12 protein-coding genes and 2 pseudogenes are annotated in these 18388 nt (G+C 60.9%); 9 read left to right on the top strand and 5 right to left on the bottom strand.

Going from position 1 to position 18388, the window contains the following annotated elements:
• Positions 1-155: 155 nt before the first annotated feature.
• Entirely contained in the window at positions 156-1307 is a 1152-nt protein-coding gene (locus tag ACMGFG_RS10225; RefSeq protein ID WP_436930238.1) for an HNH endonuclease, read from the bottom strand.
• Positions 1308-1440: 133 nt separating this feature from the next.
• Here ACMGFG_RS10225 and ACMGFG_RS10220 point away from each other — a divergent pair, with 133 nt between their 5' ends.
• Complete coding sequence (locus ACMGFG_RS10220) at positions 1441-3072, top strand: HNH endonuclease (protein WP_436930237.1); 1632 nt, start codon at positions 1441-1443, stop codon at positions 3070-3072.
• Between the two features lie 418 nt (positions 3073-3490).
• Positions 3491-5767, top strand: coding sequence for an Aq_aa27 family P-loop NTPase (locus ACMGFG_RS10215; protein WP_436930236.1), 2277 nt, complete (start codon positions 3491-3493; stop codon positions 5765-5767).
• Positions 5768-5879: 112 nt separating this feature from the next.
• Here the strand turns inward: ACMGFG_RS10215 and ACMGFG_RS10210 are convergent, their stop codons facing one another.
• From ACMGFG_RS10210 to ACMGFG_RS10200, 3 genes are all read right to left on the bottom strand, one after another.
• Positions 5880-6164 (bottom strand): SWIM zinc finger family protein, encoded by a 285-nt coding sequence (locus ACMGFG_RS10210; RefSeq protein WP_436930235.1) that lies wholly within the window; start codon positions 6162-6164, stop codon positions 5880-5882.
• A 390-nt stretch (positions 6165-6554) separates the two neighbouring features.
• Complete coding sequence (locus tag ACMGFG_RS10205) at positions 6555-7490, bottom strand: transcription initiation factor IIB (RefSeq protein WP_436930234.1); 936 nt, start codon at positions 7488-7490, stop codon at positions 6555-6557.
• A gap of 99 nt (positions 7491-7589) precedes the next feature.
• Positions 7590-8225 (bottom strand): DUF6735 family protein, encoded by a 636-nt coding sequence (locus tag ACMGFG_RS10200; RefSeq protein WP_436930233.1) that lies wholly within the window; start codon positions 8223-8225, stop codon positions 7590-7592.
• Positions 8226-8378: 153 nt separating this feature from the next.
• Between ACMGFG_RS10200 and ACMGFG_RS10195 the strand changes: the two genes are divergently transcribed.
• The 4 genes and pseudogenes from ACMGFG_RS10195 to ACMGFG_RS10180 form a co-directional block, all read left to right on the top strand.
• A complete protein-coding gene (locus ACMGFG_RS10195; protein WP_436930232.1) occupies positions 8379-8918 on the top strand; it encodes a DUF7342 family protein in 540 nt (179 codons plus the stop codon).
• Positions 8919-8921: 3 nt separating this feature from the next.
• Positions 8922-9188, top strand: a pseudogene (locus ACMGFG_RS10190) (hypothetical protein); the annotation flags it as partial.
• A gap of 138 nt (positions 9189-9326) precedes the next feature.
• On the top strand, positions 9327-10631 hold the full coding sequence (locus ACMGFG_RS10185; RefSeq protein ID WP_436930231.1) for an RNA-guided endonuclease InsQ/TnpB family protein: 1305 nt from the start codon (positions 9327-9329) through the stop codon (positions 10629-10631).
• Position 10632: 1 nt separating this feature from the next.
• Positions 10633-10824 (top strand): annotated as a pseudogene (locus tag ACMGFG_RS10180) (hypothetical protein); the annotation flags it as partial.
• 1390 nt (positions 10825-12214) lie between these two features.
• On the opposite strand, the gene ACMGFG_RS10175 reads toward ACMGFG_RS10180, so the two are convergent.
• Positions 12215-13822 carry a hypothetical protein gene (locus ACMGFG_RS10175; protein WP_436930230.1) on the bottom strand — a complete coding sequence of 536 codons (1608 nt, stop codon included), beginning with the start codon at positions 13820-13822 and terminating at the stop codon, positions 12215-12217.
• A 409-nt stretch (positions 13823-14231) separates the two neighbouring features.
• Here ACMGFG_RS10175 and ACMGFG_RS10170 point away from each other — a divergent pair, with 409 nt between their 5' ends.
• The 3 genes from ACMGFG_RS10170 (at position 14232) to ACMGFG_RS10160 (ending at position 18385) form a co-directional block, all read left to right on the top strand.
• Complete coding sequence (locus tag ACMGFG_RS10170) at positions 14232-15284, top strand: CAP domain-containing protein (protein ID WP_436930229.1); 1053 nt, start codon at positions 14232-14234, stop codon at positions 15282-15284.
• Positions 15285-15577: 293 nt separating this feature from the next.
• On the top strand, positions 15578-16489 hold the full coding sequence (locus ACMGFG_RS10165; RefSeq protein ID WP_436930228.1) for an ATP-binding protein: 912 nt from the start codon (positions 15578-15580) through the stop codon (positions 16487-16489).
• Positions 16490-18385, top strand: coding sequence for a vWA domain-containing protein (locus ACMGFG_RS10160; protein ID WP_436930227.1), 1896 nt, complete (start codon positions 16490-16492; stop codon positions 18383-18385).
• Positions 18386-18388 lie beyond the last annotated feature (3 nt).

The raw sequence follows: 18388 nt of genomic DNA, 5'->3' as shown, positions 1-18388 counted from the left end.
CTCGTGAAATGTGGGGGTCCCCTCAGTTGAGTTTATTTCTGAGTGCAGACTCTCGTGTATCGGTAGACAACTGAGTATCTACTCTGAAGACACGGCCCTCCACTGGAACGTGGTCGTATTTTCCTGAGATTCCCTTGGCCACACAGTTCATCTCGCTACTCCCATCCATAGGTCGATTCGTACTCAGCGTGTACATCCAGGATGCGCCGAACGCTCTCAGCGTGATTCTTCCTGCGCAGCTCTTCGTATGTTTGCACTTCTTCTCTGACTCTCTCGCGTGTCACGTCGACATCGGCCATCAGGATCTCTACCCAAACACGAGTCTCCTTGACTGTGAGTGAATGCCCGGTTGCGATGATGCAATCGTATGCGGCTCGGATATCGTCGGCATTGTTGAACACCCGTTGCAGTTCAGCAATAGCAGAATACGAGAGCGCGTTTTCCTCATATTCTCGGTCGGGAAACATCTCGTAAACACCCTCTGAGCGCTCGATTTGCAACGCGCTTGCCCCCTCTACGTCAATTTTCTCGGCGAGTTCCTCGGAGGAGAACCCGGATGTGGCCCGTGCCCTGCGGAAGAGTCGTCCCCACTCCCACTTCTGCGGGATGCCCGTATACCCATCTTTGACCTCCTGAACCTGCTGAGATAGCTCCTCGAATGAGATCGCTGCCGTGTCGTCGAACAAAGGATCTGGAGCTTCTGTCCCCGAGACCGGCCGAGTCTCTAGCGTTCGGTGATGAGTACAGCGCACTTGCTGCGGTCCGACATCCGTAACACTACAGTTGACGACGAGTGCTTCGTCTGGAGCCCCCTCGATACGCACACAGCGCCCATCGACGAGACTCGTTTCACCGCTTCGCAATCCTCCGAAGGTCAATCGATCACCGCTGTCGATGGAATCAAAGCCGAACAACTTTCGATGCACCTGGATGAAGCGCGCCGCTGGACCAAGGTCCGCAGTACTGGGAGTGGTCAGCGACTGATCGCGAAACTGGTGGAAGTATTCATAGCCATCGGCGGATTCGTCGGGTGCGACGATGATCTGGTGGTCGTCTCTGAGACTCAACCAGCCTGAATCGAACCCCCAGTGACAGCGCCGGCATAGGAGCAGCCCATTCGTCTCCCTATCCGGGCCACCGTGCTGGGCTGGATGGATATGTGCGGCTTCGGTCTCCGGGTGCCCGAACGGGGACTCCCGTCGTTGGCCACATATCGCACACTGGTTCGAGTAGAGGTTCCGAAGGTTCTGCTTCGTATTGGAGGAGAACTCGTCTGTGACCGTACTCACTGTCCAGTCGCCAGCCATACGCTACCCCGAGAACCCGACGATGGAAATATTGCTCGAGGAGGCTCCCGAGCGAACTGCCAGTCAACCGTTGTAATCCATTGTGACCAACCGATCCCCAATCTTCATCCACCAATCTCTACATGCACAGAGCATGCCGCCTGAGGATGGGGAGAACTCTCGAACCAGCGAACCCCCTTCAGATCCGATCTTCACTGCCTACCCAGTCGAACACAACGAAGACGACCGATACCCAACAGCAGTCCGCTTCCTCGGAGGCGCCAGTGATCGCTTCGCGAATCTCGTCGCGATGTGCCAGTATATCGCGACCGAAGCGCCCACGAAAACCGACCTCAGGTCTTGGTTCGAAACAGAACTCGACGCCCGCGAATCCACCTTCGACAAGCAAGTTCCCTTTATCGAAGATCTCGGTCTCATCTCACTCCCGGAAGCGACCGGCACTGTCTACCTCACCGAGGCTGGTGACCGATTCCTCGCTGCGCTCGACGAGCCGGGCGATCGGGAATACGAGATCCTCTTCGATGCACTCCGGACGACAGTCATTGGCTTCGACTATCTTCTCGCACGGGTCGCGGCTGGCCCCATTCCACTCGACCAGCGTGATACCATCCTCGCCGAGGCATACGTTGACTACCAACCCGACGATGCTGTCGCGATCAAACACTACACCTGGCTTCTGGCGATCGGCTACATCGAGAAACGAGACGGCGCATACGAACTCACCGACCGCGGCCGGCGCGCACTCGCGAGAGTCCAGCCGACCCAACCCGCGGGCAAGACCGAACCAGCTTCATCCGAAGGTCTCTATCTCGTTCCGGTCAATACTGACTGGATAGCTCGCTTTCGACAGTCCGTCGCGCAACCACATGACCTCTCCCAGTACGAAACCCTCCCGCCGGAACTGGCCGGCTACGACCAAGTTCGGATCTGGGGGACAACCGAAACTGACGCGACGAAGAAACAGGCTGCGATCGACCAACTCACCGGTGGCGATGTCCTCCTGTTCTATCACGACGGCGCCTTCATCGCTGGCGGTCGCGTCGACCGAGCGTTCGAGAATGCCGAGGCGGGTGCCCTGCTGTGGGGCGAACCTCGGAGTCGCCACTGCTACACCATCGAAGCATACACGACGGCAGTCCCCACAGTCGAACAGGTCTGGGAGTGGCTCGGATACGACGGTCGTCCGGTCGTACAGGGGTTCACCCGTGTCGCCGCTGACCGCGTGCAAACGCTTCGTGAGGAACAGGGACCCCTGCCGACTGTCCTCCTGGGCGGTGGCCCAACAGAGCAGTCTCCGATCGGGGATGAACCACCCACACCCAAAGCCATCGATACGTCTACCCTGACCGACGAGGCTCAAGCGTTCACCGAACAGCGCCGCCGGGTGCGCGACACAGCCTTCCGTCGACGCGTCCGTGCAGCCTATGGAAACCGCTGTGCGGTCTGTGGACGCCATCGAACCACTCCCGATGGTACTCCGGAAGTCGAAGCTGCCCACATCTATCCAAAAGGCGCTGGGGGCCGAGATATCGTACGGAATGGGGTTGCCCTGTGCAAGCTCCACCACTGGGCGTTCGACTCGGGATGGCTCTCGGTGTCCGATGACTACGAGATACTCGTCAACGACGCACCAGACCAGCCCGGCTACGCGGAGTTCAGTGAGCTCGAAGGGACGGAGATCCACCTTCCCGACGATGAATCTCACTGCCCAGGGGTCGAATTCCTGCGGGGGCACCGCCGCTTGCACGGCTTCGACGACGAGTGAGTCGGACGATTCGAACTTTGGCTCTGGAGCACTCTCGGTGTCTGACGAGCAGGCACCTTCAACACATCGCGGAGACCACCGTTTCGATGAATCGGTCGTGAATATTTAGTTCGCTACTGGAATTCTGGAACAAGTAGGGAAAGCAAAGTTTGTCAACGGCGACGGACTGACCGAAGCGGATTCGCCGAGTACCCGGAGACGGGAATCGTCGAGCGAGACTTCACCAATCTCTTCTGATCAGTCACGGAGTTGTGCGACCGAGCGACCGACTTCGCGGACGTGATCGGTTCGTTCGAGATCGAACTTCGCACCACTCAATTATTCGAGTTGGCGATAGAGAGGACGGTGTATCTCTTGCACCGAGTTACACTATCACTCCGCGGCACGGGTTTATTGGTGTTAGACCAGTGTCGTCTCTATGGACGAACTGACGGCGAATATCTCGTTCGACCGGTTCGCGGATATGCCGGAATTCTACGGGTCGGGTGCGGCGAAATATCGATTGGCGATGGTGAAGGAACGAGAAGACTTTCTCGACCTCTTCGAAGATGCCCGCCACGTGGATGCCGTGACGTACGCCGAGACGCCCGACCTGATGGTGAAGATGCTGACGGAGTACGGTATTGGGTCGTTAGATGTGTTGATCGGGAATGCGGAGGACTACGCAGATCAGGTGAACGAAGTGTCGACGGCACGCTCGCTCGTGCAACTGCGCCAGGACGGCCGTCTCACCGTTCGGCTGAAAAACCGGAAAACCGTCCACTCGAAGATCTACCGGATCGTCATGCCGGACGATACGGTAAAGCTCGTCCAGGGATCTGCGAACCTCTCGCGAAACTCCTGGGAGTATCACACGAACCAGATCTCTGTCTTCACGACCGAGGTTGGAACTGAACTGGACGAGGAGTTCAAGCAATTCATCGACCAGTACCGCGAGGGGTACAGCGACCAGACGCTGCTCGAGGGGCTAGTCGAAGCACTCGAAGAAGCGGATTCGCCGGAAGAGCGGGAAAATCGCATCGAGTACTGGGTCGGTAGTGGCGATCTCGACGTAAGTGACACCGCCGCGCTGAATCAAGATGCCGTCGAGGATCTGAAGGCTGTCGCTGACCAGATTACCGCTGTCGTCGACGACCCCGAGGAAGCCGACGAGACAGTCGCCTTCGTCGAAGAACCCGAAAATGCCGACCGCAACGTCGTCGAACCAGACGAGCCAACAGATGAAGACGGCTCAGACAATACTGCGGACGACGACGAGGAATCACCAGATGTAGGGCTTGTCGAATCAGACCACGAAACTGAGTTGACGGACACGCTCGATCGGCCACGGGTTCGGGCACCTGACGAGAAGATTCGGATGGGGACGAGCAAGGTAGACAAGGCAACGGCAGACGAGTTCGGGGCTGGGCTTCGTGATCGCGGCGCAACTGTCGAAGACCACAGTATCACCGCACCGCTGAGCGCGTACAATAACCAGGTCAAGGAATCGACGGCGATCCCGACGATGTCCGTCCTTCCCGAGGCCGAACAGGTCGTCATCGGTGAGGACGACGAGATGATCCTCGTTGCCACCGACGAACCGACGCCCGAAGTCCTGAATCACTGTCTCGAAACTATCGAGGATTACATCGAGACCGTCGAGAACCACGGCCACACGCAATCGGAGACGGCGGTGATGGCACAGATGTACGAGGCGTTCCTCTATGGATTCTGGGCGCCGTTCGCCAACCAGTACGCCGAAGCCCTCTCCTCACCCTCGCGGACGCTGGACAACGTCCTCCAGCATCTCTATATCGAGGGGAAAAGCGACGCCGGCAAGGACAAGCTCACCGAGTATATCCTCCGGCTCGTCTCGGACAATACGGTCATCTCGGGTGTGGACGCTGACGAGGTCGGTGTCAAGGAGGTTCGGGGCGTCCGCGAGTGGGATACCTGCTTCCCGTACGCCATCATCGACGCGGAAAAAGAGAAGATCCAGCGGTGGAGTCCGATACGGAACTACTGGGGCGACTGGACGCCGACCAGCGTCGACCAGCCGTGTTTGATCTTCACGACGAACGACGCGCTCCCCAAGTCGGAGTTCCGGAACCGGATGAAGATCCTGAGCATGGACGTTTCCTTCCCGTCGAACCCGGAGGACCCGGGATTCCGCGACGCACAGAAGGATCTCGCCGCCGTGCTGGAGCGACAGAACCCGATTTTCAGCTACGTCGCTCGTCGGATGCTGAGCGAGCAACCGTGGACCGATGGGAACGGTACTATCGAAGACGTCCGCCGCATCTTCCGCGAATTCTACGACGAAGCCGACCGAGACCAACCGGAGTACTTCCCTGCCGAAGAACCGGCCGAAAAAACGTACGATACCGGCCGGATCAAGTGGCAACGAGACATCCAGGGTGGCCGTGTCACGTTCGAGCCGGAACCGGATGCGATCACGGCTGATTTCGACCGCGAAGAGTACGAGGTGTACGACTACGAGAAACGGCTTCCCAAGCGCTTCATGTCCGAGAAGTCCTCCACCAGCGTCTACATCGGTGCGCCCGAGGAATTTGCCGAGTGGATCGGGTACTCCGTCGACGAACTACTGGACGGGACAGCAGAAACTGGCACGGATACCGGAGAGTCGAACGAAATGCAGGATGCAGCCGACACAGACGACTCTGGAGGATTCTTTTCCCGACTGTTCGGCGATTAGTGCAGGGCACGCCAAGTTGTAGTGGACAGCAGAGCATCAGGTACGCCACGATTCTTGAACGATGTGTTCTCGCAGATCAGAATCAAAACCGTCAATTGGAGGTTACTTTCTGCTACTCGGGCAGTTCTTTGCGGCCAGTTCGAACACACTCCCAGCACGGGAACTCGCCGATGCATTCCGAGCATTCCTCATCAGCACGAACGTCTCTCCCGTCCTGAAATGGGTCTGTATCGGGTTCCTCCTCCGTCGGCGAGGTAACGCGCCCACCGTCCGCCGCGACCGGCTGTGAGCCATCTGCTTCGCCAGCGGCATCGAGAAGTGGCCGTCGAATCGCGACCCCGACCCGGTGTTTGCACGCGCCCTCGTAGTGCTCGTCAGCTGGGCAGTCACAGACCACAGGAACGCCATCCTCGATTCGGACGAGATATTCGTGCTCGCTCGGGTTGGCGTGACTGCCGTTGCGAACGGTGACGCCACCTGGAGAGAGAAAACTCGAAGGCTTCGTACTGTGCGCGCTTTGCGACTCGGGTCGAAAAGTCCAATTGTTGCAGTGGATGCATGAATTTCAGGAGCACCCGAACGCGAGCGCCCCGCCCCTCGGGGCGCCGATAAACGAACGTGCGGAGCGTCTACCCGATTTCGTAGGTTGCAATCCCTGACCGCCCGCAGACTGGACACGAGTCGGTCGCTGATTCTACGGTTTCTCCACAGTGGCGACACTCGTGGATGCATTCGCCGCCCGATCCGAAGCCAGGCAGGTGAGCACGAATCCAGACGAGTCGCATCATCACCACCCACTGCGCGCTGTCTCGATCCGATCGCGATGGCCACGCACAGTCACCGGCGTCACGTCCGCGACCTCGGCGAGAGCTATCTGGGTAATCTCCACGCCGTCGTCCCGACAAGCGACTTCGAGACAGCCCGCTGCGAAGCCTGCGGGGTGGACACCGACGCCAGCACCAGCTTCCCATGCACGCTCGGCGAGCGAACGCGCAACCCCCTCGGTTTCCGGTGGAACGTCCATCGCCGACGCGAGCGCTGGGATGTACTCCCGTGGACGTTGTGGGGGTGTCGGCAGGTTCAGTTGCTCGTTGAGCACGTCGTAGGCGGTGATCACTCTGTCGCGGTCGACCTGTGCGACCGATACCACCTCACCGCGCGTTCGAGTCGCGTCCGTACATCGACACACCGCGTAAATCGAGGCTGCCGCAAACGCCTCGATCGACCGACCGGGCAGGAGGCCTTCATCTTGTGCCGACCGGAACAGCGCACTCGCCTGCTCGCGGTGATCACGATCGAGGTCGAGCGCGCCGACCATCCGCGCGATTTCCCCACAGCCGTGGGCGAGATTCTGTTCTGCCTTCGATCGCCACTTCGCCCGGGTGTGCTCGCGACGCAAGCGGGCGAGGTGTCGTCGTTTCTGTCCGGAGAGCGCGTTGCCGTTCCCATCGAATTTGTACCCGATCTCCGTCGACAGCCCGCGATCGTGTCGTGCCTCGGTGATCGGTGCGCCTGTGCGTTTTCGGTTGGTGTCGTCCTCGGCGAAGGTGCGTGGGCCGCGTCGATCGACACGGCAGCCCTCGACGACGAGTCCACAGTCGGTGCAGCGCGTTTCCCCACCGTCAGTGATGAGTCGCCCGTCGCATTCGGGACACTCGGTCGTCTGGATCGTTCGGCCACTCTCTTCGTCGAAGGTTCGCTCGAAGTGTTCTGTCGTAGCCATCGAAGGTCAGCGCGAGGCCTTGTAGTGCCCCCCGCACCCCTCAGGAGGAAATAAAAACACGCAGCTACGCACACCGGAGTTCGAGCGAATCCCGATGAATCACTTGACGACGTGCGGTCGTCTGACGATGAGCTCCTGTTTTTCGCCGACCCACTCGTCGAGTTGCTGCTCGAGATACTCGATAGCCTCGCCGTGCGTGAAGACACCCCGATCCAAGAGGTCGCCGGCGACGGCTTTCAGCGCGCGGAATTCACCCTGCGCGAAGCCATCACCCACGGGCTCGCCGTCGTACCATCGCACGGTTCTGAGCGCCCCGTTGCCGACCGTGGGCGCGGTTTCGACTGCAGCGCAGTCGTACTGGAGTCCGAACCAGTGGGTCCGGTAGGCAGTCACCGCGAAATCGCTGTCGACCACGTAGAACGCTTCGTGGTGCAAGAAATCCAGCTGTTCGGAGATAATCTCGTCGAGCGTGCAACGCGTTGCCCACGGGTCGATATCGACCGGGCGCGACGGTGACTCACGGCCGTCCAGAGCACCTTGAATCGCTGTCTCGGTCGTCGCTTCGAGGAGTTGGTCACAGATAGATTGGCTCGTCTCGTTCGGTTGCTCGCCACCGAAGGGTGTCTCGCTGGTGATGGCTTGCTTGAGCCTGAGATGCATCCCACCCCAGTGGGTGTAATGGCAATTGTAGGTACTATCCGGCCGTTCGTAGGCGGTGAGTGCGCGATGTCCCATTGGTACTCGCGAGGGACTCGGCAGTTCCCCCGCACCCCTCAGGGGGCGATAGAATACTGGTAGCACTTCACCCGATCTGGAGCAGACTGTTTCTCATCCGATATAGAGCTAACTGACTCAACTTATATTAAGATAGAACTCGAACTATGTTGTATGACCGAAGACGGATCGGACTCTAAAGGTCTGATGGAACGCCAGACCACGGGTGAAGACCGGGTTCGGATGACCGCCCGACAGCTGTCGGAGCCGCGAACGGCAAACTGGATCGCCTCCGAAGCGGGCTGGTCGCACGAACCAACCAAACGCGTCCTCGAACGCCTCGTCGACGATGGCATCCTTCATCGCGACGACAGCGGGACTCATACGACGTACTACCCTGACTATCGCCGCCAAGCGATGCAGGAGGCGATGCGTCTTCGAGACAGCGACCACACTGTCGAGGAACTCACGGACCGTCTCGCCGAAATGAAGACGCAGATCCGCGACTGGGAGGAGGAATTCGGCGTCGAGTCACCGAATCAGCTTCGCGGGACGCTTACTGACGAATCGCTCGACGCTGACGAAGAAGACCGTCGCCGTGAGATCGCCCGCGAGTGGGAGCACCTCCAGCGGCGTATCCAGATCGTTGGCTTTGCCATCCGCGAATGGGACTTTCTCGCTCCGACGACGGAGCCTGCCGAAGCCAACAGCTAACGGATGTCGGTCCCGCACCCGGGTGGAGACCCAAACGCCAACCTCTACGCTCAGCTGAAGCGAGACGTGCTCGACCGCGTGCCACAGATCACGACCGTCGAGTACGTTCCTGACAGTATCGAGGCCAAACAGCTGAGAGGAATATTCGACCCAGCCCGCCTCGATCCCCCGACAGGCCCCGATTCGCCCGAACTAACTGTCAAGTGGTATCGACAGGACCCACACGATTGGATCCGTATCAACTACACAGACCCGAACACAGGCTTTCACAGAGATACAAGGCGGAAGCCCACGGCTTGAACCGCGGGAGGAATCCGACACCGTTCGACTCAATTCGCGAGAGAGAGGAAACTGACTCCCCACCGCTCCGAGAGTTTATAACCAAACCCGAGTCAGTGTGTCCTACAGATGGGGGAGGTGATTCGCACGGTCGCAGTCAAACTCGAAATCCCTGACCAGCGGCGGACCGACCTCCATCGGACCAAAGATCAGTTTCTCCACTGTGCGAACACCACCGCAGCGTGGGCGTGGCGATACCCCGAGGACTACTGCGTAACCTCGAAACAAAAAGCCGAGAAGGCTCTCTACGAGCGACTTCGTGACGGGACGGAGCTGACCGCCAACCTCGTCCAGAAAGGCATTCGACGCGCTATCGAAGCCACCAAAAGCGGTGTTGCTCGTCTCAAGAACGGCGACAATACCAGTCAACCGCACTTCGACGCTTGGAGCGTCGTCTACGACAAACGCGCCGCGACGTTCCACCGCGACCACGTCTCGCTCTCGACAATAAATGGTCGCGTCGAGTGTGACTACGTGATTCCCGACGACCCAGAAGGGACACCGATCGGTGAATATCTACTGAACGAGGACTACGAGTTCCGTACGTCCACGCTGCAGTACGACCGGCCCACAGAGTCGTTCTACCTCCACGCACGGATGCGCCGTGTCGAAACTGAGGAACAACCGCGATCCATGAGTTCTCCATCCGATGCCGAGCACAGAACAGTCCTCGGTGTCGACCTGAACGTGGATGGCTCGCTAGCCGTGACATCGACGGGCGCGTTCATCGGGAACGCCGACGAGATGAACCATCGCCGCCGCGAGTTCGAACAAACGCGTGGGTCGATGCAACAGACGGGCACCCGGTCGGCGCACCTGTCGATTCAGTCGATGAAGGACCGCGAACACCGCTGGATGCAGGACCAACTCCACCGAGTGTCGAACCGGATTCTCGAGGAAGCCCGCGATCACAACTGCACGCACATCGCCTTCGAGAACCTGACTGACATTCGCAACCGGATGCCGGGCGCGAAGCGATTCCACGCCTGGGCGTTCCGGCGCCTGTTTCAGTACGCCGAGTACAAGGCCGAGATGGCAGGCATATCGGTCGTGCAGGTGAATCCTGCGTACACGAGCCAGCGCTGTTCGTCCTGCGGATGTACTCGCGAAATCAATCGGCGGTCGAAACACCAGTTCGTCTGCGGGGAGTGCGAGTACGAACTGAACGCGGATTATAATGCGAGCAAGAACATCGCTCGCAAGCTGTTGAAACGGCTCCACTCGGGGCAGATGTCTTCGAGTGGAGGCGCACCCTGTCAGTGTGCGCTCAAGTCAGGGACGCTGAGCCTGAACGGCGAGTATACCGCCTCCGTCGATTCGACGGCAGAAGGGGAGTCCACTGACAAGCCCACGACTTCAGTCGCGGGTCACTGACGCAGGCTGGCACCAAGACGAAGACCATCTCGATCTCGGACGAGCACACTTCCAGTACTCAGCCGCTGATACGGAGGACCGCTGGGGGATCACGTTCGAACACGAAACTCCCTCGCTGATCCTCTGGGAAATCGTCGAAACGCTCCTCGAGGACGTTCGTCCGACCTGTCAGTACGCGAACGAAGAAGTCTGACTCCCGGTACACCTTGAATAGTTCGCCGAGTAGACATCCGGCGATCGCGACGATGACTGGATCGATATCGTTCTTGGTGACGTCGACCGCGATCCCGCTTTGAGGACCTTAATTTCGCACCACATGCGGTGAACCGCCTGCTCAGTGTCTGTGCTGGCTGATTATGGGGCCACGATATGGTCCGGGGTCGTGGGTGACCGTCCGGTCGTGTGTCGGTCGTGATATCGTCTTCTCGGATCTCGATCGTGTTCGAGGAGAGGGGAGTCTCCGCAGCCGAGGCGACCGATCTGGGTACTCGATATGATATGTTACGGCTGGGTTCGAATTGGGTGTCCACAGTCAATCGAGTGGGGGTGGGTGGCACCCGGACAGAATTTCGATGACACCATACGTATATAATCGGGATAGGTCGAGTGGAGAGTGCGACCGCATGCGTGGGGCGAGGGGCTATTCTGGGGGTGTGCGTAGGCCGTTTCGGTCCCGCTCCACCCCGCCTGAACGGTCGATCGGGACGAACACCGGGTGCAGATTCGGGAATTCACCAGTTACAGCCCGGCCACACCACCGCTACAGAGGGAGTGTCTGGAGAACAAAGCGTAGAGTACACTGGTGAGTGGGTGGGAGGTCCGAGGGGGCAACAGCGTCGAAGAGTTGGGATAGCAACGGAGAGCAGCCGTTAGACGTTGGGATTCGCTTCGAGTCTCGACGAGACACCTATCAGGATTCAGGTATAGATTTTCGGTATGTCGTCTCCACCCCACCTGCACCCCGGGTTTCACTGCCGATCTCGATGTTCTGGTCTCATACTATTCGCCACTTCAACACCGGTGGGTAGCGCGTTCGCGGTGGTTTTCACGGGCTCCAGCCACAGTCGTCGGCCAACCGGTCCCGTCCCCCACATGATCGATTGTCTAGACGAGTCTTCGATACTATCACAAACATTGTAGCGGTGGGTCGTTGCTCCTGTATCATCGGGAGTACAATGTATCACCGCTTCATCCCCGGAATTTCGATAGATACCTGGGGCTGGGTGCGAATAGAGCGTCATCGTCTAAATCTGAAGATGTCGACGGGTTTCGTCGATCTCGAACGACGGTAACTGCCCCCGAGTAGGGTGGTGCGAAATCTGTCATTACCGAATTCCCGGCGATTCCTTCGCCAAATAATACTGCTTCGGATACGAATAGCGGGATCAGACTGGGACCTGAATAAAGGTAATACTTCTTAGTTAAATCGCAACGTCTGAATCCAATCTCTTGACGTCCCGATTGAGGTGAGAAAACATACGCAGATTGGTTGTAAAACTACGAGGGTCGATCTGGACTCGAATCCAGGATTCTATCAAACCATGTATCAGTCGATTCACTGTCGGCGAGGGGCGAAGTGTCGCTCACTCGTCGTGCGCCTCGAGGGCGTCGGTCCCAGCGACCGTTCGGCGATACGCGTAGCCAGGACCGTCCAGCGACGTTCGTTCGACCAGCCCGCGGTCGGCCAGAATCTCGAGTGGCTGGCCGACGTATGTCTTCGACAGTTCAGACTGGAGTTCGTCTGACGGCCGATACGTCTCTTCGGAGAGCAACGCCAGGAGGTCGTACTGGACTGGGAGCAACGCGGGGAACGTGACCAACTGCGTGATCCGCCGCCGGTCGTCCAGCGACTCGCTCGGTCTCTCGTAGCGCAGTTCGAACACGCCGTTCGACGGCGGCAGTTCCCATGCTTCCGCGCTGAGGTAGTATTCCGCGTCTGCGATCCCGCCGGCCTGCTCGTGGATCGGCTCGATATCGTGAAGCTCGTCCAGTTGGCCGTCACCATTCCGGTGGTGAACGACCTGATGCTCGTTGGGCAGTGTCTGGACGAACTTCTCGGGGTGGAAGCCACTGACGTGCCACAGCGTCGGGAGCTGATGACGGAGGAACCCCGTGAGTACCGGCTGGTAGGCCAAGCCGACGGTCTCGAGCGTCGCGTCGTCGGCGATCCCGGCCCCGACATCCGAGAGCGACGAGCGGTGGGCGTCCGTCGACGCCGCCGAATCCGTGTCCGACACTTGGAAGATATCGCCCCGCTGGAATGCAGTCGCGTCGACGGGCTCGTGGAAGACGGCAGTGACGGACTCGCTCATGATGGAACGGAACTTCGAGGAATCGGCCACCACGTCGACCAGCGGGTCGTCGGCGATGAAGGAGAACTCGAATGGGTGACGGCCGCGGCGGGTGTCGTTTGTCGGCGCGTCCTCCCGGATCGACCGACTGACGCTGTCGGGTGTCGTCGGGACCTCGCGCTCCATGAAATACGCGAGTGAGCGGCCGGCTGGTGGGGACCGGACCGCTAGGGGCCGTAGCGTGACCCCGCCATCGGTGGTCTTCGTGACGACCGCGTAGGTCGTCTGTTCGAGCGGGCGGGCTGCGTCGCGAGCCGCGTGGAGTGGGATCTGTACCGGCTCGTCCCCACTGGTATCGCTATCAGCAGCCGTGGCGTACGCACGCCGCTGTCGGGCGAGGATGTCCCGCGTCTCCGCGCCGAGTTCGGTATCGAGAGTGCAGTCCGACAGCGCCACACGACCCTCGTCGTCGGCGTCGGCGGCGGCAGCGACGAGCGCGTCTCCGGTAGTGGCCGCCTCGGGCAGTGCGTCTGTCGGGAGATACCGGATCGGGACGGGCGCGTCGTTGGGCTGCTGGCGGGTCGCCACCGCACCCGCCCCCTGCGGTGGCGCGTGCTCGATGTCAATCTCGTCCCACCGCCAGCACCGTGCGACACGGTGCATGGCCTCGATCGTGTACGTCCCGGCGGGGAGCGACACCCACTCCGGCGCAGTCAGATCCAGTTCGAGCAGGCCGTATTTGGGGGCGTCGTATCGCGTCCGGTACGGATAGTGGAGTGCCGCTATCTCGCCGCTACCGTCGAACTCGACGACCAGGTGTTCGATCTCCGAGAGCCACGACGGCGCGTCCGCCTCGTCGATTTCGACTGACGCGATCTCACGGCCACGGCTATGGTCCATCACCATGTCCTCCTCCGCGTTCGGATGATAGACCGTGTAGCGTGTGTAGCTGCGATTCCCCGACGGTCGGGACTGACACTCCGCGACGCCCAACCGAGGACGGACTGCCGGCGCCGCCATCCATCGGATCTCGGATACCGACTGGTCGACCCACTCGGCCATACGCCAGCCTTCACCTCGTCCTGGAAATTAGTTATGATTCAATGACGTGTTGTGCTTGGCAGACCGAGGCCCTATCGCTGCTACCGGATCGCGTAGGCGAACGGATGCCCGTATTAACTCTCCTGCCGGCCTTTTCGCGTCGGCTCGCGTGAGTCGCTGACTGACCTGAGTATCCGTCGAGATGAAGGGGTTGTATTCTCTTGTTGGAATCGTCAATGATTGGGTTGCCGACTGGAGCTGATCGGTGATGTCCGAGCGGATCCCGACTGTCGAAACGACCGCGACAGTCTGTCCCGAGTGCGGGACGCGGACCCCTGCAGGCCATCACGATGGTGAGCGGTGTGACGGGCTCGTTCTCGAAGTCGATGGAACGCTCACGTGTATCGAGTGCGGTGTCGGCATCAAGCGGTCCACCGCGTGTCCACAGTGTGGGACCACCCTCGACACTGGAACCACTCCAGCCATCGTCTCGCTCCGGGACCAGGTCGCCAGCACGGATATCGAGGCGAGCCTCACTCGGCGCTTGCGCAGCAGCACGGCGACCTCCGTTGAGAACGATGAGATGCTCTCAGCGATAGCCAGATCACACGCGGATCGCACCGTCGAGAGCGACTACTTCGATTCGGAGTCTCAGGTGCCGAGCCTCTCCGAAGAACTGGACCGAGAATCACTCGCGACCGGCGGGTATCAGCTCTCTACGGTAGAGGGGTACCCCACTGGACGGACATCCGACGCTATCGCGAACGAATTGTACGACGAGTTTCTCTCGGATTTCCTCGCTCGGCAGACGGAGTTCACTCACATCGGCGTCGGGGCGCGCTGGAATCCACGGGGAGGCGTCCACGCCAGCGTCATCGCTGCCAAGCGACTCGCACAGCTACCCGGTGATATCACACCATCGCGGCTGGAACGAGAGATCCACACCGCGACAAATAACCGGCGGAGGGAGCACGGATGCAGCCGACTCTCGTACGACACACACCTCGCCAGCATCGCAGCGAACCACAGTCGAGCGATGGCGTCGGAGCATTTCTTCGCACACGAGGCGCCCGATGGAACGACCACGGCCAATCGATATCAAGAAGTCGATTACAGTGGCAACCGAGCGGGAGAGAACATCGCGAAACAGTACGCTACGACCACCGGTGACGCGGAATCCGTCGCTGCTGATGTCGTCGACGGGTGGATGGATTCCCGGGGGCACCGAGAAAACATCCTCGAAGGCGGGTTCACGAACGAGGGGATCGGCGTGTTTCAAGCGAGCGACGGTGCCCTCCTCGTAACCCAGAATTTCAGCTGAACTGTGGTGCTGTTCCAGACTCTATCGCGGCCGACAGAAGGCTCCGTAATCCAATTTCCTCAAACACAGGCCGCAGTCAAGCTGACCTGTGAGAATTAGTTCAGTTGTCCGAATCCAGCTCCCTGACATTGCTCCCCAAGTCGTAACAAAGCCTTTACCAGATGAACCGGAAGATGTGCTGTCAACAGGGAATCTTCGGCGGGTTAGCTGTCATCTACGACGAGGTTTGGGTCAGTTCGGGTTCGCGGTAAGCGTTCACGGAACGAATGACGAACGGAAATTCAGTAAATTCGATGGCGAACGAGACTACGGCAGTCGGGTCACGCACGGGTGAGTCGTTTAGTGAACTGTCGATCCTGGCCGATACTGGCCACGAGAACATCCCATCACTCGAACAGGACGTGTACCATCACCGACAGATCGAGGGTGATCGGACGGATGTCGAGATCGTCACCCGGGCGCTGGAACTGGAGATGAACGTCGTCCTCAAGGGCCCGCCGGGGGTCGGGAAGAGCTTCCTCACGCGGTACATCTGCGCGATGACCAACCGGCCGCTGTACCGCGTGACGCTCTCCGAAACGACGTACAAGGAGGACCTGCTGGGTCATCTCCATCTGGTGAGTTCCGACGGCGGGGACACGGTCACGGAGTGGATCGACGGGCCGCTCACCCGGGCCGTTCGAGCGGGTGGGGTCCTGTTGCTCGACGAGATCAACGCGGCGGACGCCAACACCGTGGCGGCACTGAACGCCGTGATGGAACAACGGGCGACGCGTTCGCTCACCATCCCCCAGACCGGCGAACAGATCACGCCCCACGAGGAGTTCCGCGTCGTCGCAACGTCCAACCCGGGCTATCAGGGTACATACGAGCTGAACGACGCCTTCGAGGACCGGTTCCGGCACGTGAAACTCTCGTACCTGCCCCAGTCGGTCGAAGCGGACCTGATCTTCGACCGGACGGACCTGGACAGGGGGAAAGAAGCGCAGATCGCCGAGCTGGTGTCCTTCGCGAGTCGGCTCCGCGAGGCGTACATGGACGGCGAGCTCTCGACGCCGATCACGACGCGAGAGCTAGTGCGGATCGCCCGGTTCATGGAGGACGACTTCATGCCGCTGCAGGAGGCGGCGCGGAGCGAACTCGTCGCCCGCGTCGACGAGTACGACGAATCGCTCGTCCGAACGCTCATCGACAAGCGACTGTAGATGCACCTGACAGAGGAGACCAGCACCGCCGACCTCGCCGCGCTTTCGACGCCCGAGCGGGCGTCCCGGGAGCGCCGCCGCGAACTCGAACGCCTCGCGTCGCTCTGTACGGACCGGGGGACGAACGTGACTGTCGCGCTCGACGAAGACCGAGCGCTGGCACGACCCGACGAGGAGGGACACGAGGAGGCGTACGAGATCCTGATCCCCACGGAGAAATACGAGCAGTACGGAACCGACCTTCCACAGGGGCTCTGGGACCGGTCACTGCAGGTCGCGTTCCTGTTCCACGAACTCGGCCACGTCTACTACTCGGATTTCGACCGGTTCGGCGAGTGTCTGGAGGCCGTCGGCGGCCGGTGGCGCGACCTGTTCCGGACGGTGTACAACACGGTCGAGGACGCGGTCGTCGAGACCCAGGTGGCCAACGAGTTCAACGTCACCGGCGATTTCGTCGTCCTCAACGAAGTGCTCGCCGAGCGGGCCGACCGCCGACACCGCCAGTACGTCGAACTGTTCGACCTCGAGACGGTCGACGGCGACCCCGTCCAGTCCTACACCGTTTTCGAAGCGCTGGCGGTCGGGCTGCTCGACCGTGGGTTCGTGGACAGCGGGCGGTTCGAGGCGATCGTCGACCCGGCGACCGAGCGGCGTGTCGTCCACAACGGCCGGCGAGCGGCGCTCGTCGACCTGGTCCCGGCGATGGACGACTACGTGACCGAGATGCTGTCCGAACCCAGCGGGACGAGACGCGTCGACCGGGCGCGCGAGTTCTTCGAGACCGCGCGATCGACGTTCGAGTCGCTCCCGCCGCTGCAGCGCACCCGACTCCAGACGGCACCGGTCCGTCCCGCGGATGCGCGGGCACGGCAGGACTGGGGGGTCGAGCCAGCGGACGAACTTCCCGATAGACGAGCGGCCAGCGAACACGTCACCGGCGACCGACGGGGCGAGCGGGTGACCAAGCCTGGAACCGGGCAGCGGGCCGAGGCCGGTGACACGGACGACCGCCGCCCCCCTGGGACGCTCGAAGACGAGACTGTCCGCCGCGTCGCTCGACAGCGAACACGGGCACAGGCCTCACGGGGAACCGCGGGGCGGTCACCACTTGAGCAGGAAGCACGGCGACTGCTCGGGATCGTCGACGACACGACGGACCTCGAAAAAGTCGTTGTCGTCGATCCGGTCGAGGAAGGGGATACGGAGCGGTGGACCGCGGCCGTCGATCGGTCGCGCAAGCTCCAGCAGGACCTGGCGACGCAGCTCAGACGCGAGCGGCGACCCCGGGACACGGGCGGGCACCGCGCCGGTCGCCTCGACGGTCGACGACTGGTCGCGGCGACCCGCGGAACCCAGCGCGTGTTCACTCGCCGCGAGTCCGGGACGACGAAAGACTACTCCTGTCTCGTCGTCCTCGACCGGTCGGGGTCGATGGACGGCGACCCGATCCGAACGGCCGAGACGGCGACCGCGCAGCTCGCACACGCGCTGTTCGAAGTGGGGGTCGACGTCTCGGTCCTGTCGGTCTGGGAGGGCCACCCCTGTCTCGAAGTCCCGTTCGGCGCACGCCCCGCGGACCACGTCGACCGGCTGATGACCGAGCGCGCGAACTGGGGGACGCCGCTGTCGACGGCGGTCGCGGTGAGTCGACAGCGGATCGACCGCGGCGACGGCTCGTACCCGTTCGTCGTCGTCGTTACCGACGGTGAACCCGACGACCCGGCGCGGTACCGGTCGGAGCTCGAAAAGTGTACGTTCCCGGTGTTCGGCGTGTACATCGGGGCGGAACCGGGAGCGCACACCGAGTTCTTCGACCAGATCATCTACGCGGATACGGACTCGCTCGAACGGACGCTCCAGCGACTCGTCAGGACGCTGCTCTCGACGGAGGCCTGACCC

This window comes from Halosimplex halobium, assembly GCF_051414055.1.
Lineage (GTDB): Archaea > Halobacteriota > Halobacteria > Halobacteriales > Haloarculaceae > Halosimplex > Halosimplex halobium.
The sequence above is the reverse complement of the archived record's forward strand: the minus strand, read 5'-3'. Positions and strand labels throughout refer to the sequence as shown.